Raw genomic sequence first — 22,617 nt, 5'->3', positions numbered from 1 at the left:
CCACTACACTTTGTTAAAGTTATCCAAGCAGACGGTATTCTGGGTTACTACGACAAAATAGATCTGTAAGGTATATTTTTAATAATTACCAAAAAATTATTGAATTTTGTACTAGACTCAATAGATCCCATCGAAGCACGAGGGTATATGGAAACATATAAGAAAATATTGGTTGTCATAGAGCCTGAAGAGAAAAAATATATACAGTTACACAAAGCTGCACATTTGGCTCGCCAAGTCGGAGCACAAATAACCGTGCTGCTAATCATATATGATCAGGAGCTTAATTTATTTTCCTCCCTGTCTAAAAAATACGGCGGTAAACTAAAAGAAAGTGTTATCAGGGAACAACAATACTGGCTCCAGGAGCAACTAGGCTCACTGTCATTTCATGATCTGGAGGTTAACTCTGAGGTCTGCTGGCATAAATGTCAGCATCAAGCGATCGCTGAACATGTAAGCCAATATAACTATGATCTGGTGGTGAAGGGAACCAAGCGACATAGCGAGCTTGGTTCATTATTTATTACACCTACTGACTGGCATCTGTTGCGGGAGTGTATCAGCCCAATCTTACTGGTAAAATCTGCACCGTGGTGTGAAGGTGGCCGTATATTGTCAGCTATTGATGTAGACAATAATCAGGCATTTAATAATGAAATCCTCAAGAAGTCGCGCTTCCTTGCACAGATGCTTCAGGCAGAGCATCACTTGGTCAACTGCTATTTAGAGAGCGATATCAGTATGTACATTACCCCTCCCGACACTGACTCCAAAGTTGACCATGAGGAGGTCAAACATCAACACCAATTGGTAGCAGACCAGATGGCTCGGCAATATCAGATTAACCAAGACAACATACATGTTATGGAAGGATTGTCACATGATGTGATCCCCCGAATTACCAAAAATATTGATGCTGAATTGGTGGTATTAGGAACCTGTAGCCGACAGGGTCTATCTGAAGCGCTATTGGGGCACACCGCTGAACACGTCATTGATGAAATAAATTGTGATCTGCTGGCACTCAAGCCTGATAATCTTGTACCTACCTAGACAGGCCCACTTAAAAATTAGAATAATCACGTTCAATAACTAGCCCCCATTTCCTAGATGCCCCCAAATAATACTTATGCCTGTAATACAAAGATAAACAAAGATAAACAAAGATGGGACAACCATAATTATTCCGTTGACCAAGTCAGTACCGTGGCACCACTACAGGATTACCATAGAATTTAAGAAAGTTAGTTTTTATTTCCCGACTCTAAGAAGTACCCTGCCTCCCTCCAGGTTCTTAACCCCCCATCAAGTGCCACAGCCCGACTAAATCCCATTTCCCTAAGGGTAGCGGCAGCAAGAGTAGATATTTTTCCAAATTCACAATAGACCACAATCCGTTGAGTAGGATCTGTCAGTAGATTATTGACCCGTAATTCAAGCTGACCTCTTGGAATAAACATCGCACCAGGAATATGCTCTTGTTCAAAGGCATCATGTTCACGTACATCTAGCAGGAGAATATCAGGATCGCTGGACTGGATTCGCTTTTGCACCTCGTCCATAGCCATGAAAGACACTTTGGCCGCAGCCTCAGAGATCAATTGTTCCACTGTCTTGCCACCGCTAAGATTAGTACGCAACGCTTCAGTCAGGTGAGTAGGCATACTTAAATTTAAGGTCTGCATGAGTTCAATAAACTCGCGACGATTCTTCTTTTGCAAGCGAGGATTTTCAGCTAATTCACGTTCTAAAGTAGAGTGTCCCCGATGTTTGTAATCGTGCCCAGGATATACTTTAAGTGTAGGGTTTAGCTTAAGTAAGCCATTAAACAGGCTGTCATATAATTGGTCGGGGTTTCCTGTCGGAAGATCGGTTCGACCAGTAGCGCCAATAAGCAGAGTGTCTCCGGTCAGGACACGGTCGGGCAATATAATGCATATCGAATCATCAGTATGTCCCGGCGTGTACATGACTCTCAACCTTAATTCGCCCACAATAATAATCTCCCCGTCATCTACTCGCATATCGACAAAAGGAGCCCCGCTGTTGCGATGCATGATGATAGGAACGTCTATTTTACGAGCAAGACTTTGACTTGCAGAGAAGTGGTCGGCATGGGTATGAGTATCCAGAAGGTAATGAATTATCAATCCATCTTGTATCGCAAGAGCCAGATAACGTTCTACCTGACTAACCTCCGGATCAATGATGATCGCAGCACATGTTTCTTTACATCCAATTAGGTAGGATTGACATCCTCTTTCAGTACTAATTTGATGGAAAATCATTTTCATATGCTGCTTCTCCTTTTACTAGTCAGCAATTAGGTAAGAATCACTCCAAACTCTATTGGCAGTCGCTTAAGTATGATACTTACTTAGTAAATAATATTTTGTCTTGATCATGAGTCAATCCGGATATATGTACAGTGACCATAAATCAGAGAATATAAATTTCTAATATTAAAAACTCATCATTTCATTATAGACTGTCTTAGTCGATTGGAGGTGTAAAGCTAGCTAGAAATTCACTAACAGCGTCCTAAGTTGGCAGCTAAGCCTCCCCTGATGGAGAAGTAGACACTTTGTGAATCATCGCTTTAATTTGGACACTTTCCCATTGCAGTACAGAAACTACAGCATGTTTCTCACTCTGTTGTGGTCAGATAAATAAACAGATTTACCTGCTCTACTTGGCAAAAAAGCGAGCACCACTTTCGCAGTACTCGCTTTCTAAAATCAACCTGACATATCAGCTAATCGGTTTCCAACTTGATATGTCGTGATCAATCAATCACCAATTAAAGATACTCTTCAATCGGTACACATGAACAATGTAAATGGCGATCGCCATATACGTCATCAATGCGGTTAACTGTTGGCCAGAACTTGTTGGCACGAACTTCTGCTGTTGGGAATACAGCTAATTCGCGGTCATAAGCACGGTTCCATGTTGGATCCATAATGTCGTCAAGTGTGTGCGGTGCGTTGTGTAATGGATTGTCAGTTTCGTTCCATTCGCCCGATTCTACTCTAGCGACTTCTTTACGGATTGAAATTAGGGCATCGGCCAAGCGATCTATTTCGATCTTAGACTCAGACTCAGTCGGCTCGATCATTAAGGTACCAGCCACCGGGAAAGACATGGTTGGTGCGTGGAAACCGTAATCGTTAAGACGCTTAGCGATATCCATTTCAGTTACACCAGACGCTTCTTTAAGTGGGCGCAAATCAACAATACACTCGTGTGCCACGTAACCGCCACGACCAGAGAATAAAATAGGGAAGTGTTCACTTAAACGCGCTTTAAGGTAGTTAGCGTTCAAAATTGCCAATTGCGTTGACTGACGTAAACCTTCGTTACCTAACATGGTAATGTACATCCACGTAATAGGTAAGATACTTGCCGAGCCGTATTGTGCCGCAGATACTGCGCCGTTACCGCTTTGGGGGCCTTCAAGGTCAACCACACTGTGATTAGCCACAAAAGGTGCCAAGTGTGATTTAACACCGATAGGACCCATACCAGGACCGCCGCCGCCATGAGGAATTGCGAAAGTCTTGTGCAAGTTAAGGTGCGATACGTCAGCGCCAATGCTACCAGGTGACGTTAGGCCAACTTGTGCATTCATGTTCGCGCCATCAAGATAAACCTGACCGCCATGACCGTGAATAATTTCACAAATTTCTTTGATCGTTTCTTCGTATACGCCGTGCGTTGACGGGTAAGTGATCATGATGCACGATAGGTTTTCTGATAACTCTTCGGCCTTAGCGCGAAGGTCGTCCATGTCAACATTACCTTCAGCATCACAAGCGGTAACCACAACTTTTTGACCAGCCATTTGAGCCGACGCTGGGTTAGTACCATGCGCAGATGAAGGAATTAAACAAATGTTACGATGCGCGTCACCACGAGACTCGTGATATTTTTGAATCGCTAACAGACCAGCATATTCACCTTGAGCGCCCGAGTTAGGCTGCATACAAATTGCATCATAACCAGTAATGTTCACTAACCACTCAGACAACTCAGTGATCATTTCAACATAACCCACTGCCTGATCTTGCGGACAGAATGGGTGCATGTTGGCGAACTCGTTCCAGCTAACTGGCAGCATTTCAGCAACCGCGTTTAGCTTCATGGTACAAGAACCCAATGAAATCATTGAATGGTTAAGCGCTAAGTCTTTACCTTCAAGACGACGGATGTAACGCATCATCTCGGTTTCAGAATGGTAGCTGTTAAATACTGGGTGCGTTAGGTACTGTGAAGTACGCACTAAACCATCATCAAATGAGTTGCCGCTAACATCGCTGTCTAACTGCGCAACATCAAGACCGTGACCAGCACCTAAAACAATGTCGAATAATTTAGCAACATCAGCGCGAGTTGTTGTTTCATCAAGGCTAATACCAACCTGACCGGCTAAATCGCGACGTAAGTTAACGCCCGCTTCAACGCCATTGGCAAGTATTTGATCTTTGTTAGCAACATTTAACGTAATGGTATCGAACCAAGCATTGTTCGCTAGTTCAATGCCTTTAGCAACTAAGCCGTTCGCCAAGATAGTCGTTAAACGGTTAATGCGGGTTGCGATGTTTTTCAGGCCTTTAGGACCATGATAAACCGCGTAGAACGACGCCATGTTCGCTAATAATACCTGAGCGGTACAAATGTTTGAGTTGGCTTTTTCGCGGCGGATGTGCTGCTCACGAGTTTGCATTGCCATGCGTAATGCTGGCTTGCCGCGCGTGTCTTTAGATACCCCGATAATACGGCCAGGCATTGAACGCTTGTGCTTATCACGTGACGCAAAAAATGCAGCGTGTGGGCCACCAAAGCCCATTGGCACACCAAAACGTTGGCTGTTACCAAACACAACATCGGCACCCATTTCGCCAGGTGACTTAAGCATAGTTAACGCCATTAAATCAGCGGCAACAGCAACAACGGCTTTATTCGCCTGTAGATCGCTAATTAGCTGCTCAATGTCATCAACCTGACCTGTTGAAGCTGGGTAGCTTAACATGGCGCCAAATACGTCGTGGTTTACGGCGTCTTGCGCTGGACCAACGATAACATCATAACCAAAAGTACCAGCACGGGTTTTAATTACGTCTAATACTTGTGGGTGAATGCTATCACTGACGTAAAATTGGTTTGATTTTTTGTTCTTAGAAACACGCTTCGCCAAGCCCATTGCTTCAGCACCGGCTGTTGCTTCATCAAGCAATGACGAGCTAGCAAGATCTAACCCAGTTAAATCAATGGTTAGCTGCTGGAAGTTAAGAATAGCTTCTAAACGACCTTGAGCGATTTCTGGTTGGTAAGGCGTATATGCCGTGTACCAGCCTGGATTTTCTAACACGTTACGTAAAATAACGTTCGGCACGTGAGTATTGCTATAACCCATGCCGATATGCGTGGTTAATACTTGGTTTTTGTCAGCCAAAGTACGCAAATAACTTAACGCTTCTACTTCGGTCCGGCCACTGCCAACATTTAGCCCATCTTTTAATAAAATAGACTCAGGAACAATCTTTTTCGTCATGTCTTCTAATGAATCAGCGCCAATGTAAGTCAGCATGTCTTGTTGCTGCTGAGCATTTGGCCCAATGTGACGAGCGATAAATTCGTTTTTGTTTTCTAACTCGGTTAACGAAGGTAAGCGGGTCATGGTAACTGTCTTCCTAAAGCAGGGGCCGCACACATTAAAGTACAGCCAAATATAAAAATAAAGCCCCTTAGCAGAGGCTGAAGGGGCTTTAATTAGTGAGCGATATTAATCTTCTTCGATTGTCGCTTGATAAGCTTCTGCGTCGAGCAGATTTTCAATTTCTGAAACATCGCTCGCTTTAATCTTGAACATCCAACCGTCGCTGAATGCGTCAGAGTTAACTAACTCAGGCGCGTCTTCTAGTTCTTCGTTAATCGCAACGATTTCGCCAGAAATTGGGCAATAAATATCTGAAGCCGCTTTTACCGACTCAGCAACTGCAACATCTTCACCGGCATCTAGGGTGTCACCAACATCTGGTAAATCAACAAAGACCATGTCGCCAAGTAAGCCTTGAGCATGGTCAGAGATACCTACTGCGTAAATACCGTTACCTTCGTCACGTAGCCATTCGTGAGAGTTAGCAAATTTAAGTTCAGCTGGGATATTGCTCATGGGTTTTATCCTTTATATTTTTTATTAGCTCGCGTAGCTTTAGCTTACGCCAACCTCAATTAATGTAAATCTATACCTTATTAGACAGTTACGCTTCCCCGAAAATAATCACTTCACAATAAAACTCAGTTGTGAGCAACCACCTTCAATATAAAACGATAGCTGATAATAACTTATTTTCAATTTAAAATACTTTTTTTCCGTTGCGTACAAAGCCTGATTTGACCACTTGTACTTCAACAAATTTCTTGCGCATTTCAACCTGGGCCGTTTCGCCAATTGAACGCGGTACTCTAGCCATTGCTACACTGTAACCAAGGGTTGGTGAGAACGTACCAGAAGTGATAACACCTTCTTGTTCAACGCCTGCGCCATCTTTAAACACCACACGTTGACCGCTACGCAGCACACCTTTAGCTTCCATAACCAAACCAACCTGCTTATGCAGTTCGCCAGTTTCTTTTTGAGCTAATAACGCGTCACGCCCAATAAAGTTACGATCTTCAGGTTTCCACGCTACTGTCCACGCCATGTTAGCCGCTAGTGGAGAAATGCTTTCATCCATGTCTAGGCCATATAAGTTCATGCCAGCTTCTAAACGCAAGGTATCACGTGCGCCTAAGCCACAAGGACGAACGTCAACGTCAAGCAGTTGCTGCCACATTGCTACGGCTTGCTCTTGCGGCATAATAATTTCGTAGCCTTCTTCACCGGTATAACCCGTGGTTGCGACAAACAAGTCGCCGCTAGCAATACCAAAGAATGGACCAATGCCTTCAAGCTTAGCGTTTAGCTCAGCGTCGAATATTTTCGCTGCTTTTTCTTTAGCGTTAGGGCCTTGCACTGCAATCATTGATAATTGGGGTAATTCAGTAACGGCAACTTCAAAGTTAGCAGCTTGGTTATTGATCCACGCCATGTCTTTTTCGCGAGTCGCTGAGTTAACCACTAAACGGTAGTAGTTATCCGTAATGAAATAAGTAATAAGGTCATCAATAACGCCACCATGCTCATTTAACATGCCGCCGTACATTGCCTTGCCTTCAACCGTTAGTTTGGCTACATCATTAGCAAGTAACTTGCGTAAGAAATCTTTCGCTTGCACGCCTTTAATATCAACAACTGTCATGTGAGACACGTCAAACATGCCAGCATCTTTACGCACTGCATGATGCTCTTCTATTTGAGAGCCATAGTTGATTGGCATTTCCCAACCGTGAAAGTCGACCATTTTTGCGCCAGCTTCAATGTGCTTATCAAATAAAACAGTTTGTTGAGCCATGATGGATCCTTAATGTTTGTTATCTAGATCACGTCGTTAGGAAACCCTTATTGACGCTGCCGATTTTTTCAGATGGCCAATTATAACTATTTTGTAACTTAAACGCCAAAGACATATTCTAATGACCAAACCCCCTTTGAGTTAGAAAAACTAATGCGAAAATCGACACCTAGAGAGGGTGTTATACAGATGAAATCAATTAAAGCCATAAGCAGTGCGGGGTGTGAGGTCTCGCCGAGCAGTTTACAATCTATTAACCAATTATTTTTTATAAATAAAGTTATTTAAAAGCCATTGTTGTTGGCTTAACCAGAGGAGTAGCTTGTTACACACGCTTAACTGTGTGCGACAGCTAATGTGACAAAAGGGCGCTTACGTTGATGTAATTACCCTTTTGGTCCAGTGGCTTATTGTTTAATGATCGGTTTGGCCAGCTCAGGCAAATTATCGGTTAGCCCCATGGCGTGGCGAATAAAAATGTCTTTAATCGGATCAATATGGTCAACAGCGACTAATGCTAAGTCTCGTACCAGCTTTTTAACCGGGTTGCTGCCGCTAAATAAACGCTTTAGCCCTTCCATGGTTGCAATCATTTGGGTGGCATCGGCTTTGCGCCAGCGCTCGTAACGGCGTAAATTAGCCAGTTCGCCAATGTCTTTACCTGCGTTGTGATTGGCAAGCACCTCTTGCGCCAGTGCCGCGGCGTCGAGCAAACCAAGGTTAACCCCAAGCCCCGCTAACGGATGAATGGTGTGCGCCGCATCCCCCACTAAAGCAATGCGTTGTTTAGCAAACGATCGAGCGTAGCGCATTTTTAGTGGAAATATTGCGCGAGCTGATTTTAGCTGGCAGTAACCAAGGCGATTATCAAAAGCGGTTGTTAGGCGGCGATTAAATTCAAGTTCGTCGCATTGTGCCAGCTCTTGCGCCGATTCGGGCGACAGTGACCAAACAATTGAACAGAGGTTTTGCTCAGGGCTGTTGCCCTGTGCATTAGCCAAAGGTAAAAAGGCTAACGGGCCTTCGGGTAAAAACACCTGCCGCGCGGTTTGTTGATGCGCTAAATCGGTTTCAATCGTTGCAACCAAGGCGTGATGATCATAATCCCAGCTGGTTAATGGAATATCGGCTTTAGTGCGCAACCAAGAATTTGCACCATCGGCGCCAACCACTAATTTTGCGGTTAACGACTCAGTGCCGCCCTGCTCGTCAGTTAAAGTTAACCAAGCTTCTTTGTCACCAAACGCCACACTTTGACACTGATACGGATGATATAACCGAATATTTTCTAGCAGCTCGGCTTGTTGCCATAACGCCGACTGAATCACCGAGTTTTCAACGATAGTACCAAGCGATTGACAACGCAGTTGCTGCGCGTCAAATGCAATTTTACCGAAACTATCGGTGTCCCAAACTTCCATCGCCCGATAAGGCTGATGACGACTCGCCGTAATGCTTGACCAGACATTAAGCCGAGTCAGTAAATTTTGACTCGACTGACTTAACGCGCTTACTCGCATGTCATGAGCTTGGGGTAAATCTAGTGACGGTGTTTTGGTTTCGACCACCGCAATTTTCAGGTCACTGTCGGCTAAGGCACAGGCCAGCGCTAGCCCCACCATGCCACCGCCAACAATCGCCACATCAAAAGATTGAATATTCATTTGTTATTTATTTCCATGGTAAAGCTATAGACAATTAACGAGCAGGTGGCAAAGCAGCAGCTTGCCCGCGCCAGCCTAACATTTGGTGTGCCACTGGCCGTTTTAATGTGCCAAAACAACTCGTGAGCTGTAACGCAACATTGCGCCCAAACACTAACGGCCAGTGGTTATTTGAGAAGATTGACACCAAGCCACTGGTGGCCAACACCGTGTGGTTGCGATCTAACTCGCGTGCTTGGCGATAAGTGTCTAACACCTGAAACTGACCAATGTCTTTTCCTGAGGTCACCGCCGCCGTAATATCACCAACAAGTTGCGCAACATCGCGCAAACCTAAATTAAAACCTTGGCCAGCAATTGGGTGTAATGCCTGCGCCGCGTTACCAACAATGGCAACCCGATGATGCACCAGTTGACTCGATAACGTCACCACCAGCGGATAACTTGCTCGCTGCCCCGTTTGTTCAAACGTACCAAGCCGATAACCAAAAGCCTGTTGCAACGCACTCAAAAAATCGGCTTGAGGCAGCGCCATTACCGCCGCCGCTTTGTCGGTCGCCATCGACCAAACTAACGACATTCTGCCTTGACTCATCGGCAATAAAGCCAGTGGGCCTTCATCGGTAAATCGCTCGTAAGCTTTACCAAGATGTGGCACAGAAACCGTAACATTGGCAATAACGGCCGACTGATTAAACTGGCTTTGCTCGCTGCTAATATTAAGCAAACGCCGCACCATTGAACTGCCACCATCAGCGGCCACCAGTAACGAAGCTGACAGCTGTTCACCGCCTTGCAAAACAACATTAACTTGCGATTGCTGTTGCTCAATCGCGACAATGCTATTGGGACGAAACCAAGTGATGTTATTCTTTTCAGCTATTTTTTGATGTAATAACTGCCCGCTTTGCGCCAATTCAACCACATAACCTAAGGCGGGTAATTGATAATCGGCAGGCGTAAGACTGGTGCGACCAAAGTGGTGACGATCGCTCACTTCAATGTCAGCAATCGCAGTGACTATTTTTTTGTAATCGGCCCACAAGCCCAACTGCTCTAGTATTTGGCGCGAGCCATAAGACAGCGCAATAACCCGGGCATCGAACCCTGCGTGGCTGTCATCACTGATCGAAGCTTCAATAATTGCGATCTTAAGCGAGTGATTATCACCTAACAGATAACTTAAGCCCCATGCCAGCGTTGCGCCTGCCATGCCACCACCGTTGATGATTAAATCAAAATGTTGTTTGTTGTCTGCCACTTGTTTAAACCTGTCTCTTTGTTCTCAAAATCTAACATAACGTCACTGCTAAGGTGACGTCGGCCTAGCTAGTTATCGTCCAGAAATAGACATCCTTGTCTGTTTCTGAAGACACTACTGTAAAACGTGGTTTTACTTCGCTTTCATTTTCAACAAGTTGAAAATGTTGGCACATCCCTGTACCACATAGCCAGTGTCCTGCTTCGCAGTTTCTGGATGAACACTAGCTAGGGGCCATTAAGGCTTCGATATCGCTAATGGTTTTAACCACATCTTTGCTCAACACCTCGTTGCCACCGACCGTTACTAATAAATCATCTTCAATGCGCACGCCAATGCCGCGCCATTTAGGGTCAACGTCGGCATCAAGATCAATGTACAAACCGGGTTCAATCGTTAGCGTCATGCCGGGTTCTAAAATGCGACCTCGATCTGCGGTTTTATAATCGCCAACATCGTGCACGTCAATGCCAATCCAATGGCCTATCCCGTGCATGTAAAATTGCTTGTACGCTTGGTCGGCCACCAGCTGATCAAAATCACCGTTAAGAATGCCTAAGTCGAGCAAACCTTGGGTGAAAATAGCAATCACCTGATCTTGTGCGGCTTTAAGCGTGGCGCTAGGTTTGATTATGTCAATCGCGGCCAATTGCGCCTTAAGCACTAATTGATAAATTGCCGCTTGCTCGACAGAGAACTTGCCATTAACCGGAAAGGTTCGGGTAATATCGGCCGCGTAGCCTTGATATTCACAGCCTGCATCAATTAGCACTAAATCGCCGTCTTTCAATACCGACTCATTTTCGGTGTAATGCAAAATACAGGCATTATCCCCGCCCCCGACAATAGTATTGTAAGCGGCAAAACGCGCGGCATTAATGGTAAATTCGTGCAATATCTCTGCTTCGATCTGGTATTCAAACATGCCAGGTTTAATAAAAGTCATTGCGCGGGTATGCGCATTGGCTGAAATAACCCCAGCACGGCGCATAAGCTCAACTTCTTCGTTTTGTTTAAACAACCGTAATTCATCAAGCACTATACGTAAATCAATGTGCGTGGTCGGTGCGCGCCAGTTTTGGCGAGCGCCAGCGCGTAAACTGGCCATTAAGGTCGCTATGGTCGCGTCATTATCAGACGACTCGCCGTGACAGCTATAAAAAGTGTCACAGCCATTAACCAACTCGGGCAGTTGCTCACTAAGCTGACTAATTGACAGCGCCTGTTCAACCTCAAGTTGTTTAACGGCTTGTGCTTGGCCTAATCGGCGGCCATGCCAAATTTCTTGTAACTTATCTTTATCGCGATTAAATAACACAGTATTGGTCAAACCATCTTTTTTAACCAATAACAGCACCGCATCGGCCTCGGTGAAACTACTGAGGTAATAAAAGTAACTGTTTTGTCGAAAATGATATTCGGTATCATTACTACGGACTTTTTCAGTAGCCGCAAAAATAATTGCGGCACTGTTGTCTGTCATTTGTTCGAACAGCGCCTTACGACGCCCGCTAAAGAAAAGTTGATTGATCATTAATGTAGTTTCTTCTCGGTTTTGGAAGCCTTAACATCGGCATCGGCTGTTTCAGGTCGTTGAGGTTTTTGGCCCAGCTCACTAAAACATAAAATCGCGCTCACGCGAACGTATTCAATAATTTCTTCTAAAAATTGCTCAGCTTCTTCGCCGTCTTCAATTTCTGAATCAATTTTGGCAATCTGGTTCAAGTCAGCCAGTGCTTCTTTGACATCTTTTGACATTTCTTTGCCCGACTCATTGCCAATCGCCAGTCCGGTCAAAAAGCTTTCGGTCCACTGGGCTAATGATTTAGCACGTTCGTTAAGATATTGCTCATCGTCTGCCAGCAATAACCGCACTTGATATTCTTCAGCTAAAAATTCGCCACGCGCGTTATCAAATGCTTGCTGCATCACTTTTTTCAAATCGATTGGCAATGCAAGGCCGTCGTTCATTAAATCATTAAAGGCACCGTACCAGCTGCTGTCTTCTAAACTAATGCCACCACAAATAAGGCCACAGACAATACCATGGCACTCACTGGCTGTTGCGCCAAGCTCTGCCATCTTTACACTGCTGGTTAGTTGTTGCCAAGTTACTTGAGTCATTTTGTTATCCTAAAACTGTATTATCTTATCTGGCTATTCTATCAGCTGGTTACCGTGCATTGAACCCAATTTTATTAATCTATAGCCGTCATCATTGAAACCATAGTTATAAGATCAAATACATCGATGTATTTCACCAAAGGTCGCCGTAAACGACACTCAAAATGTTTCCACAATCTGGTATCTACGCCTAAAAACAACTATCACTGATAAAACATCAGCTCATGCTATTGCATACTTAACTACTTCACTGTAATTCCCATGATTTAGGGGCTAATAATTTAAAGCCACTAAATAAATGTGCCGATAAAATAGACAGTTAGCGTTTTTTGTTACTTGTTAGACTAATATATCAGCATTTAGCCATTAACAAGACCGCCGATCTGGAATATACTAAATTCAATTCCTGGGGTGTGCGTCAGTGGGCTGAGTTCCCGAGCCAATATACACACCCAGGGTGTCAATCCCTTTGCTTTTGCGCAAGCCCGGCATGTACCGGGAAGCCTACGGTGATGATTGACTCCCGCCTTGAACCCTACGGTTCGAGGACCAAATGTCTAACAGCGGCACTCTGGGAATTAACTATATCCTTCAAGATTGAAACCTTTGTATAAACTCCTGCACGCTTGATTACCTTAATGTAAATATAATGCTTTTTGAGATGACAACTTGGCCATTCACCTTGGTTCAAAAATCCTCTACACTAGCCATAAATCTCTTTAGCAAGCTTAATCCAATGAATCGAGCAGCAACCCCAGCACCGTTACGCCAACAAATACGCCAACAAGTGCGTTTATCGCGTCAGCAACTTAGCCAAACCGAGCAACAACAAGCCTCGCAGCAATTAGTTAAACAGCTGATCGGTCACCCTAAGTTACAGCAGGCGACCAAGGTTGCTATTTATCTCGCCAATGACGGTGAACTCGATCCAATGCCCTTAATTGAGGCTTTATGGCGTCAAGGCAAAGAAGTCTATTTGCCACGGTTGCACCCTTTTAGTGCCGGCAATTTAATTTTTATTCGCTATCAGGCTAATTCGCCGATGGTCAGTAATAAATACGGCATTAAAGAACCCAAACTTGATGTAACAAAACTTTGCCCAACCGCGCAGTTAGACATTATTTTTACCCCATTAGTCGCTTTTGACAGGCAAGGCAATCGCATGGGCATGGGCGGCGGTTATTATGACCGTACCTTAGGCGCTTTTTCGCAAGGCCAAGGGCCTTACCCAATTGGGTTAGCGCATGAGTGCCAACAGGTAGATAGTTTGCCAATCGCGGCTTGGGATATTCCACTGCCGCAAATTATTACGCCAAGCCAGATCTACAATCGTTAACACTAACTGCAACAATAATGCTTAAGCCACACGCACTGCGCTAGCAATACATATCGTTTATTAGGAATTTTTTTGAATCAACTTCCCGTTAGCTTGGTCCTAGACCAATTAAATGCCGCACTGGCCAGTCATAATCAAGTATTACTGCAAGCCCCGCCCGGCGCCGGTAAATCAACCTATTTACCGCTGCAGCTATTACAGCACCCATCGTTTGCTGATAAAAAAATTCTAATGCTTGAACCACGCCGATTGGCCGCGCGTAATATTGCCCGCTATATCGCCAAGCAACTGGGCGAAAAAGTGGGTGAAACGGTCGGTTATCGCATAAAAGGCGATCATCAAACGTCGAACACTACTCGATTAGAGATTATTACCGAAGGTATTTTGACCCGGATGCTGCAACAAGATCCGGAACTGGCCGATGTCGGTTTAATTATTTTTGACGAATACCACGAGCGCAGCATTCATGCTGATACTAGTTTGGCCTTGTGTTTAGAGATTGGCGATGTCCTGCGCGACGATTTACATTTACTCGTCATGTCAGCGACCCTAAATGGCGAGCAAATGCAGCAACTGATGCCCGATGCTGTGGCGATTGAGTCGCAAGGTCGCTGCTACCCGGTTGATCTGCACTACAAACCCCGCAATACCAAACTGCCTTTGCCACCGCAAGTCGCCAAGCTAGTTAACATAGCGCTGAGTGAATATGACGGGAATATTTTGGTGTTTTTACCCGGCGCCAGTGAAATAAAAAAAGTTGCGAGCGCTTTGGGCCAACAGCCCGCTAATATCGATGTGTTGCCGCTGTACGGTCAGCTCAGTCAGCAGCAACAAGACCAAGCAATATCGAGCACAGTGCCCGGGCGCCGAAAAGTGGTGCTAGCGACTAATATCGCCGAAACCTCAATAACCATTGAAGGTATTTCACTGGTGATTGATAGCGGCCTAGTGAACAAGGCGGTCTTTAATCGTCATAACGGCGTAACCCACCTTAAAAAAGAACAGATATCTCAGGCCTCGGCCGAGCAACGCGCAGGCCGTGCTGGTCGCGTTCAGGCTGGCCATTGTTGGCGCTTATGGTCGGCAGAGCAGCAAAGCCGCCTCGCAAAGTTCGACCAACCACAAATATTGGTCAGCGACTTATTGTCACTGGCTCTTGAACTAGCCAAATGGGGCGTGCAAGACCCAACCCAGTTACGCTGGCTTAACCCGCCACCAACACATAATTTAACCCAAGCTCGCCAGCTCCTCAGCGAGTTCGGCGCACTCGACAGCCATGTTCAATTAACGGCGCACGGTCAGGCTATTTATCAATTTGGTACCGATCCGCGCATGGCCCACATGATGTTATGGGCAACCAAGCAACAACAACCACAATTGGCGGCCCTAGCCTGCTATTTAGCCGCGGTGTTAGAGCAAGGCGGTGTTGTAGCCAACCAAATAGACATTAGCACTCATCTTAATCATTTATTAAATGCAAAAGCACTGTCTTATACCGACAAACAAATTATTAGCCAAGCTAACAAATATCGCCAACGCCTCAAGCTTGATAAGCGCCAGTTTAGCGCTGACAGTCAGCTGTGCGGTTTGTTGCTGGCTCAAGCTTTTCCCGATCGCATCGCTAAACGCCGCCCTGATAATAGCAATAGCAATAGCAATAGCAATAATAGTGGTGATGAAAAATATTTATTGGCCAATGGCTTTGGCGCCAGTGTACCGACCCACAGTCACTTTAGTCACGATTACATCGTGGTTGCCGACTTAATGAGTTTTGAGCAAGGCAGCTTTCAAAGTGCCAACGAAGGCCGGATATTTCTTGGCGCTGAACTTGATCTCAGCCAGCTCGAGCAATACAGCCCTGAACACTTTAACGATCACGACTTATTGCAATGGGACGACAAAACCAACAAGGTTCGAGCGCTAGCACAGCGAAAAATAGGTAAACTTACCGTAAGCGAGCGACCACTCACCCAAATAGACCGTCAACAGCTGGAATTAGCACTGATGGCCGGTATTAGATCCAACGGGTTAAAGTATCTTGATTTAACCAAAAACGATAACCAGTTACTGCAGCGACTCAACTTTGCCCACCAAAGCGATCCCGCCCAGTGGCCAGACTTTAGCGAAAGCTGCTTGCTGGAACAGTTATCACAATGGTTGTTACCCTATTTTAATGGTGCCAAGAAGCTGACCGCGCTCAAACAGATTAATGTTAGCGACGCCCTGCTTTCACGGTTAGATTGGGCCAAGCAGCAACAATTGAATCAATTATTTCCAACTCATTACCAAGTAGCGAGCGGTTCTAGCATTCGGCTTGATTACAGTGATAGCCAACAGGTTAAGCTTTCAGTTAGAATTCAGGAAATGTTCGGCATAATGAACAATCCGGCAATTAGCCAGGGTAAAATAATACTATTAATTGAACTGCTGTCTCCGGCGATGCGACCGATTCAGCTGACGCAGGACTTAGCCAACTTTTGGCATGGCAGTTACCAGTTAGTCAAAAAAGATATGAAAGGGCGTTACCCGAAGCATTATTGGCCTGAAGATCCGGCCATTGCAATGCCAACGACCCGAGTTAAAAAGCACATGAACTCGCCCACTAAACGATAAATTAGCGACCCGCAGTCGCCCTAAAAGTAGCCACTTAATGACCAGCAAAAAAAAGACCAGCACTACAGCTAAAGCAAAAGCTAACAAAAAAGCACTATGGCGTAAAAAAGCGCTAAAGTTCGTCGCCAAATTAAGTTTTATTATGGTGGTGGCTGTGGCCAGCTATGGCGTATATCTTGATGGCAAAATTGACCAAAAGTTTGCCTATGATCACTGGAATATTCCCGCTAAGGTCTACGCACAATCAATGACCTTGCGTCCGCGCCAGTCAATTAGTCGCGATCAAGTGCTTAACGAGCTAAAACAGCTCAATTACCGGCGAGTTGGCAACCCAAACTCGCCGGGTGAATACGCAATTTCAACCACTAAGATTGATCTTTATCGGCGCACCTTTAGTTATGTTGATGGCGACACCCCATCGCAACGGACAATGTTAACTTTTAAGGGGGATAGCTTACATTCAATTGTTAATCATGGTGAAAAACAAGCGATTGCTCAGTTTAACATTGAGCCAAAACTGTTAAAACGCTTAAACAATGGCAGCACCGAAGATCGCATATTTGTGCCGCGTGAACAATTTCCAGAATTGTTAATTGAAACCTTAATTCATACCGAAGATCGCCAGTTTTATAGCCACAATGGCATTGCACCAGTCTCTATTTTACGTGCGCTTGTCGCGAACATAAAAGCAGGCCGCACAGTGCAAGGTGGCTCAACCTTAACTCAGCAGCTGGTTAAAAATGTCTTTTTAACCAGTGAGCGCAGTTTATGGCGTAAGGTTAAGGAAGCCTATTATTCGGTATTAATTGAGCTGAAGTACTCGAAAGATCAGTTACTAGAAATTTACCTCAACGAAGTATTTTTAGGCCAAAACGGTGCCTTAAGTATTAACGGTTTTGGTTTAGCCAGTGAGTTTTATTTTGCCCGCCCGATCAATGAATTAACCCCAGCGCAAACCGCGCTGTTAGTCGCGATGATCAAAGGCCCGAGTTATTACAGCCCTAAACGTCAGCCAAAGCGTGCCTTAAAACGCCGAGATTTTCTGCTACGCCAAATGCTCAAGCAAAACTTCATTAGCGTTGGCGAATATCAAACGGCGGCAAAATCGTCACTGGGCTTAAAAAATGGCATTGGCAGCAATGGCAAATACCATGGCTTTATGTCTTTAGTAAAACAAGAATTATCCCAACGTTTTAGTCAGGATTTATCCCAAGCCTCTGGCCTGTCTATTTATACGACGTTAGACACCAGTACCCAACGCTTTGCCCAGCAAAGTTTAACCAAACGGGTTAAACAACTCGAAAAGTCAGCCAAAACATCGCATTTGCAAGGCGCTGTCGTTGTGACCGATTATCGAACCGGCCAAGTAAAAGCATTAGTCGATGGCACCAACGCTAACTATGCTGGCTTTAACCGCGCTCTTAATGCGATTCGCCCAATCGGCTCATTAGTTAAACCCTTTGTATATGCTAGTGCGCTAGAAAACGCCGGTCAGTTTAACTTAGCGACCATGCTTGAAGATAAGCCACTAACGTTAACCGATGGCCATGGCCAAACTTGGCGCCCGCTCAATTATGACAAAAAGTACCGTCAGCAAGTCTCATTAATGGACGCATTAAGTCACTCTTACAATGTGCCAACCGTTAATTTAGGCATGGCAGTGGGGCTAGATAATGTAACCTTTACCCTAAATAGAGCTGGCTGGAAAGATGAAATAAAGCAACTGCCCTCAATGTTATTAGGGGCAATTGAAGCCAGTCCGTGGCAAATAAGTCAACTTTACCAAAGCTTGGCCAATGGTGGCGAAACTAAACAGCTGCATACTGTTATCGCGGTTATCACTGAAAGCGGCGAAAGCTTTTATGGTTATAACCCTGATCCCGTTCAGGCTATCAGCCCTAGCGCCGCATTCCTCACTAAGTTTGCAATGCACCAAGTGACTCAGTCGGGTACCGCCAGATCATTACGCTGGCAACATCCAAACAAAAGGCTGGCGGGTAAAACAGGCACGACCGACGATTTACGTGACAGTTGGTACGCCGGATTCGACCATAACGAAGCCACCATTGTTTGGCTTGGTCGCGACGACAATAAATCAACGGGATTAACCGGTTCGTCAGGCGCGTTAACGGTTTATAGTGAAATGATTAAACGGCATGGCGCGCAGTCTATTTCGCTCGCACCGCCGGGCAATATCGTTTCGGGTTACTTTTCAAGTGTCACGGGACGGCCATCTGACAAATATTGTAACGATGTGGTGCAGTTACCTGCGTTAGAGTCGACTTGGCAGAACACCGAATCATGCTATGCCGCGCCAGTAAAAGCCGCAAAGTCAGTATTTGATGATTTTTTAAGTTTCTTTTCTAACTGATGATCGAAGATAGAATAAGGTAAGTGAAGTGATAAATTCCCGATATTCAGACGAACATCGGGGATTTTTTATCGGGTTTTCTTCGAGCCTTTAGTTACGGCAATGGTTTCAAACACCGCTGACATAACAATTAACGCGCCACCAATATACACCATAGAGCTTGGCCACTGGCCAAGAATAAGTGCAGCTAACACCACGCCATAAAGCGGTTGCAAGCAAGAGATTAGCCCGGCGGTTTTAGCTGATAGATTCTTAAGGCTGTTGGCTAAAAATGAATGTGGCAGCGCGGTGAACACCACTGACAGCAATAACAACAGGCCAAATTCACCCAACTTGCCATCAACCACCAAACCACTCATGCTCAGCGGATCTAATTCAAGAAATGGCGACAACATAATAGCGACCACCAAGGTTTGATAAAACATTGCCTGGGTGCCTTTGTAATGACTAAAGTAACGCTTGTGCAAGACGTTACGCAGTGCAAACAAGAAACCAGAAAACACCCCAATCGCAATGCCAAGGGTGGTATCGTTGCTCACATCAAGTTCGGGGATCAATAAATAAACCCCAACAAATACCGCCAGCGCGCATAAAATGTCACGCTGATGGGCTCGGGTTTTATTAAATAATGGTTCGAGAAAGACCGTGACTACCGGATAACAGAAAAAAGCTAACATACCAATGGCGACATTAGACAACTGCATCGCCATAAAATAGGTTACCCAATGCGCGCCAACGATCAGGCCTAATAGTAGCGCCATCAGATAATCTTTGCCGCTGTTCAGCCTAAGCCGATCGCCTTGATACTTAATAATAAGCATTAAGGCCAGCGCAGCAATGGCGGTACGCAACATGGTAATGTCGAGCGCCGACCAAGGCAACAAATGAGAAAACAACGAAGTGCCGCCAAATAACAGCACCCCGCCGTGCAGCTGAATTAAACTACGCTGATAGTCATTCATCGAGTGTCTCTGATTATTGGTCTGAGGCGGCCGTATTATTTAAGCTTGCCATTGGCTGACCAAGGCGAGTGACAGTGCCAGCAACTAAGTGCGGTTCAAAGTGCGATAACATGTCATCGCCAAATAACATCACAACGGTACTGCCCAATTTGAACAGCCCCATTTCATCACCTTTTTTAAAGGTAATCGCTTGCTCACCATCGGCTGGGTAGTCCCAACTGTCAAGCTGGTTTGACGGTGGTGTTACAGTACCATGCCAAGACGTTTCAATGCTGGCAACAATAGTTGCACCGACCAATACCATCGCCATTGGGCCAAATTCGGTATCAAAAATTGCGGCAACACGTTCGTTACGGGCAAATAAACCCGGCACGTTGGCGGCTGTTAATGGATTGACCGAAAATAGATCGCCAGGTACATAAACCATTTCACGCAATGTCGCGTCCATTGGCATATGAATACGGTGATAATCTTTAGGCGCTAAATAAATAGTCGCAAAATGGCCATGATTAAATGGCTTAGCGCGTGACTTATCACCACCTAACAAGGTAAAGGCTGAATAATCGTGCCCTTTGGCCTGAATAATCCGTCCCGTTTGCATTGGACCTAATTGGCTAACACAGCCGTCAACCGGCAACACTAAGTCAGTTTGGGCAATTGGGCGTAAACCTGGCTTTAATGCTCGGGTAAAAAAATCGTTAAAAGTCACATAGTCTTGTGGTTGCTCGCGCTCTGCTTCAGCCATGTCGACTTGGTAACGTTTAATAAACCAACCAATAATGGCGGTAGTAACCTTGCCACATTCAGCCGCTGCAAATGCGCCGGTTAAGCGTGATAGCGCATGTTTAGGCAAACAATATTGACCGACGATTTTTAATTTGTCACTGAAATTCACTTAAGTATCCTTGTAAGCAAAGTATATAAAGAAGATTACTCTGAGCCAGCTATATGCCGATTCGCTTTGTTATTTTCTAAAGAATCAATAATCCGATGGAAGTTGTCGAAGCGTTCTTGATCTATTATTTCATCTTCAACCGCTTGAGCTAACAAGCAGCCGGGATCGTTGCCATGTTTACAATCGCGGAATTTACAGCCACCCAAATACTGTCTAAACTCGATAAAACACCAAGCAATGCGTTCGGGATCAATATGCCATAAACCAAACTCACGTACGCCAGGGCTGTCAATTAAGTCGCCACCTTGGGCAAAATGCAACAGTTTAGCGGTGGTAGTCGTATGAGTACCCAAACCTGAGTTTGCTGAAACATCACCAATGACCAATTCAGCATCGGGCATTAGTGCGTTAATTAAAGAAGACTTACCAACCCCTGATTGACCAACGAATACGCTAACCTTCCCGTCGAGCATGCCGTTAATAGTCGCTACCGACTCGCCAGTATGACTTGATAACATCACCACTTCATAACCGAGCTGACGATAGACTTCCAGCATCGAGTCAAGCAACTCTAAACCTTCGTCATCGAGCAAATCGATTTTATTGAGCACGATAATCGGTTTAATTTCGACATTTTCAGCCGCCACTAAATAACGGTCAATAATCTGACTTGAAAAAGCGGGTACCACCGATGACACAATAAATATCTGATCAATGTTCGATGCAATAACTTTTACGCCATCGTAATAGTCAGGTCGAGTTAGTTCAGATGTTCGTTCGTGCACGGCTTCAACCACGCCACTAATGCCAGAAAAGGTTTCGTTGCCTTTACGCCAAACCACCCGATCGCCGGTCACGATCGAGCCAATGGCCCGGCGCAAGTTACAACGATGAACGTTGCCGTCGTCAGCTTCAATGTCAGCGTGCTGACCATAACGACTGATCACTAGTCCATCTTCTTGATCGCCTAATTGATTGTCTTGCCACTCGACATTACGAGATTTTTTCTTCGATGAAGACAAACGTTTGTCTTGGTTACTGCGAACCCGACGTATTTGCCCTTTCGTTAACTTTTTTTGTTTAGCCAAAGTAGTATCTTAATTTATCGTTAGTAATTCACAAAATAGGCCTAATCATACTATGGAAAAAGAGAAATTTCCTCTACTATAGTGACGAACAGTTAATAAGGTTATAAATAGCGCAAATGCCATCTCACAATAAAAAACAACACAACTTAGTTTGGGTCGATCTGGAAATGACCGGATTAAATCCAGATCACGACAAAATAATCGAAATTGCGACCATAGTTACCGACAGCCAGTTAAATACTTTGGCCGAAGGTCCGGTGTTAGCGATTCACCAAAGCGATGCTGCACTTGATGGCATGGATGAATGGAATACTACCCACCATAACGCCTCGGGACTTGTGACGCGGGTTAAAGCCAGCACGATTAGTGAAGCCGATGCTATTGCACAAACCCTCGAATTTTTGGCTCCTTGGGTTGATCAAGGCGTTTCACCAATGTGTGGTAACAGTATTGGTCAAGATCGCCGTTTCATGGCACGCCATATGCCAGAGTTAGAGCAATATTTTCATTATCGAAATATTGATGTCAGTACCATTAAAGAGTTGGCTCGTCGCTGGAATCCGAAAATGCTCGACGGCGTGGTAAAAACTGGTGCCCACTTAGCATTAGATGATATTCGTGAATCTATTGCAGAATTACGCCATTATCAGGCCAATTTCTTCAAAATTTAACCAGTTGACACTTTTTTTGTAAAAAGAACTTGCAGCGCGGCTCAATTTATTTATAATGCGCCTCGCTTGCTTAGACAAGCAATTGAAAAATCCAGTGCGACTTTAGCTCAGCTGGTAGAGCGGAACCTTGCCAAGGTTCAGGTCAGGAGTTCGAGCCTCCTAAGTCGCTCCA

The 22,617-nt window shown here is 45.0% G+C and carries 16 protein-coding genes, 1 tRNA gene and 1 other RNA gene; 7 read left to right on the top strand and 11 right to left on the bottom strand.

The genetic code is table 11. The annotated features are described in order from the left end of the window. The first annotated feature begins 147 nt into the window (after positions 1 to 147). Entirely contained in the window at positions 148 to 1,056 is a 909-nt protein-coding gene (uspE, locus tag HRU23_13020) for a universal stress protein UspE (GenBank protein ID NRA55059.1), read from the top strand. Positions 1,057 to 1,247: 191 nt separating this feature from the next. On the opposite strand, the gene HRU23_13015 is transcribed toward uspE, so the two are convergent. The 8 genes from HRU23_13015 to HRU23_12980 all read right to left on the bottom strand — a co-directional run bounded on the left by HRU23_13015 (position 1,248) and on the right by HRU23_12980 (position 12,509). After that, positions 1,248 to 2,291, bottom strand: coding sequence for an MBL fold metallo-hydrolase (locus tag HRU23_13015; GenBank protein ID NRA55058.1), 1,044 nt, complete (start codon positions 2,289 to 2,291; stop codon positions 1,248 to 1,250). Positions 2,292 to 2,803: 512 nt separating this feature from the next. Beyond that, positions 2,804 to 5,683, bottom strand: coding sequence for an aminomethyl-transferring glycine dehydrogenase (gene gcvP / locus HRU23_13010; GenBank protein ID NRA55057.1), 2,880 nt, complete (start codon positions 5,681 to 5,683; stop codon positions 2,804 to 2,806). A gap of 105 nt (positions 5,684 to 5,788) precedes the next feature. Continuing rightward, positions 5,789 to 6,178 (bottom strand): glycine cleavage system protein GcvH, encoded by a 390-nt coding sequence (gene gcvH / locus HRU23_13005; protein NRA55056.1) that lies wholly within the window; start codon positions 6,176 to 6,178, stop codon positions 5,789 to 5,791. Between the two features lie 184 nt (positions 6,179 to 6,362). Continuing rightward, positions 6,363 to 7,460: a glycine cleavage system aminomethyltransferase GcvT gene (gcvT, locus tag HRU23_13000; GenBank protein ID NRA55055.1), complete on the bottom strand. Its 1,098-nt coding sequence runs from the start codon at positions 7,458 to 7,460 to the stop codon at positions 6,363 to 6,365. Between the two features lie 407 nt (positions 7,461 to 7,867). After that, positions 7,868 to 9,124: an FAD-dependent monooxygenase gene (locus HRU23_12995; GenBank protein ID NRA55054.1), complete on the bottom strand. Its 1,257-nt coding sequence runs from the start codon at positions 9,122 to 9,124 to the stop codon at positions 7,868 to 7,870. 34 nt (positions 9,125 to 9,158) lie between these two features. Continuing rightward, positions 9,159 to 10,385 carry a 2-octaprenyl-6-methoxyphenyl hydroxylase gene (gene ubiH, locus HRU23_12990; GenBank protein NRA55053.1) on the bottom strand — a complete coding sequence of 409 codons (1,227 nt, stop codon included), beginning with the start codon at positions 10,383 to 10,385 and terminating at the stop codon, positions 9,159 to 9,161. Positions 10,386 to 10,608: 223 nt separating this feature from the next. Continuing rightward, positions 10,609 to 11,919, bottom strand: a complete 1,311-nt coding sequence (pepP, locus tag HRU23_12985; GenBank protein ID NRA55052.1) for a Xaa-Pro aminopeptidase — start codon at positions 11,917 to 11,919, stop codon at positions 10,609 to 10,611. Further along, on the bottom strand, positions 11,919 to 12,509 hold the full coding sequence (locus HRU23_12980) for a UPF0149 family protein (GenBank protein ID NRA55051.1): 591 nt from the start codon (positions 12,507 to 12,509) through the stop codon (positions 11,919 to 11,921). The genes pepP and HRU23_12980 overlap by 1 nt, the downstream gene beginning before the upstream one ends. Positions 12,510 to 12,909: 400 nt before the next feature. On the opposite strand from HRU23_12980, the gene ssrS reads away from it, so the two are divergent. The 4 genes from ssrS to mrcB all read left to right on the top strand — a co-directional run bounded on the left by ssrS (position 12,910) and on the right by mrcB (position 18,829). Beyond that, a non-coding RNA gene (gene ssrS, locus HRU23_12975) (6S RNA) lies at positions 12,910 to 13,091 on the top strand. Between the two features lie 154 nt (positions 13,092 to 13,245). Continuing rightward, positions 13,246 to 13,845, top strand: coding sequence for a 5-formyltetrahydrofolate cyclo-ligase (locus HRU23_12970; GenBank protein NRA55050.1), 600 nt, complete (start codon positions 13,246 to 13,248; stop codon positions 13,843 to 13,845). Between the two features lie 72 nt (positions 13,846 to 13,917). Beyond that, positions 13,918 to 16,458: an ATP-dependent helicase HrpB gene (hrpB, locus tag HRU23_12965; GenBank protein ID NRA55049.1), complete on the top strand. Its 2,541-nt coding sequence runs from the start codon at positions 13,918 to 13,920 to the stop codon at positions 16,456 to 16,458. Positions 16,459 to 16,495: 37 nt separating this feature from the next. Further along, complete coding sequence (gene mrcB / locus HRU23_12960) at positions 16,496 to 18,829, top strand: penicillin-binding protein 1B (GenBank protein ID NRA55048.1); 2,334 nt, start codon at positions 16,496 to 16,498, stop codon at positions 18,827 to 18,829. A 68-nt stretch (positions 18,830 to 18,897) separates the two neighbouring features. Here mrcB and HRU23_12955 read toward each other — a convergent pair whose 3' ends face one another. The 3 genes from HRU23_12955 to rsgA are packed head-to-tail and all read right to left on the bottom strand — an operon-like array spanning position 18,898 to position 21,774. Continuing rightward, positions 18,898 to 19,791: an EamA family transporter gene (locus HRU23_12955; protein NRA55047.1), complete on the bottom strand. Its 894-nt coding sequence runs from the start codon at positions 19,789 to 19,791 to the stop codon at positions 18,898 to 18,900. A gap of 13 nt (positions 19,792 to 19,804) precedes the next feature. Then, the gene (psd, locus tag HRU23_12950; protein ID NRA55046.1) at positions 19,805 to 20,686 is read right to left on the bottom strand and encodes a phosphatidylserine decarboxylase; all 882 of its coding nucleotides are present in this window, start codon (positions 20,684 to 20,686) and stop codon (positions 19,805 to 19,807) included. A gap of 35 nt (positions 20,687 to 20,721) precedes the next feature. Next, positions 20,722 to 21,774, bottom strand: coding sequence for a small ribosomal subunit biogenesis GTPase RsgA (gene rsgA / locus HRU23_12945; protein ID NRA55045.1), 1,053 nt, complete (start codon positions 21,772 to 21,774; stop codon positions 20,722 to 20,724). A gap of 116 nt (positions 21,775 to 21,890) precedes the next feature. Between rsgA and orn the strand changes: the two genes are divergently transcribed. Beyond that, entirely contained in the window at positions 21,891 to 22,445 is a 555-nt protein-coding gene (gene orn, locus HRU23_12940) for an oligoribonuclease (GenBank protein ID NRA55044.1), read from the top strand. A 96-nt stretch (positions 22,446 to 22,541) separates the two neighbouring features. Beyond that, positions 22,542 to 22,617, top strand: a tRNA-Gly gene (locus HRU23_12935).

This window comes from Gammaproteobacteria bacterium (genome assembly GCA_013214945.1).
In the GTDB taxonomy this organism is placed as follows: Bacteria; Pseudomonadota; Gammaproteobacteria; order Enterobacterales; family Psychrobiaceae; genus Psychrobium.
The sequence above is the reverse complement of the archived record's forward strand: the minus strand, read 5'-3'. Positions and strand labels throughout refer to the sequence as shown.

What these genes read in the sequence shown, in the direction of transcription:
- gcvP (NRA55057.1), bottom strand. Translation starts at nt 5,683, where the DNA reads ATGACCCGCTTACCTTCGTTAACCGAGTTAGAAAACAAAAACGAATTT.
- pepP (NRA55052.1), bottom strand. Translation starts at nt 11,919, where the DNA reads ATGATCAATCAACTTTTCTTTAGCGGGCGTCGTAAGGCGCTGTTCGAA.
- HRU23_12980 (NRA55051.1), bottom strand. Translation starts at nt 12,509, where the DNA reads ATGACTCAAGTAACTTGGCAACAACTAACCAGCAGTGTAAAGATGGCA.
- gcvT (NRA55055.1), bottom strand. Translation starts at nt 7,460, where the DNA reads ATGGCTCAACAAACTGTTTTATTTGATAAGCACATTGAAGCTGGCGCA.
- gcvH (NRA55056.1), bottom strand. Translation starts at nt 6,178, where the DNA reads ATGAGCAATATCCCAGCTGAACTTAAATTTGCTAACTCTCACGAATGG.
- orn (NRA55044.1), top strand. Translation starts at nt 21,891, where the DNA reads ATGCCATCTCACAATAAAAAACAACACAACTTAGTTTGGGTCGATCTG.
- HRU23_12995 (NRA55054.1), bottom strand. Translation starts at nt 9,124, where the DNA reads ATGAATATTCAATCTTTTGATGTGGCGATTGTTGGCGGTGGCATGGTG.
- mrcB (NRA55048.1), top strand. Translation starts at nt 16,496, where the DNA reads ATGACCAGCAAAAAAAAGACCAGCACTACAGCTAAAGCAAAAGCTAAC.
- uspE (NRA55059.1), top strand. Translation starts at nt 148, where the DNA reads ATGGAAACATATAAGAAAATATTGGTTGTCATAGAGCCTGAAGAGAAA.
- HRU23_12955 (NRA55047.1), bottom strand. Translation starts at nt 19,791, where the DNA reads ATGAATGACTATCAGCGTAGTTTAATTCAGCTGCACGGCGGGGTGCTG.
- HRU23_13015 (NRA55058.1), bottom strand. Translation starts at nt 2,291, where the DNA reads ATGATTTTCCATCAAATTAGTACTGAAAGAGGATGTCAATCCTACCTA.
- HRU23_12970 (NRA55050.1), top strand. Translation starts at nt 13,246, where the DNA reads ATGAATCGAGCAGCAACCCCAGCACCGTTACGCCAACAAATACGCCAA.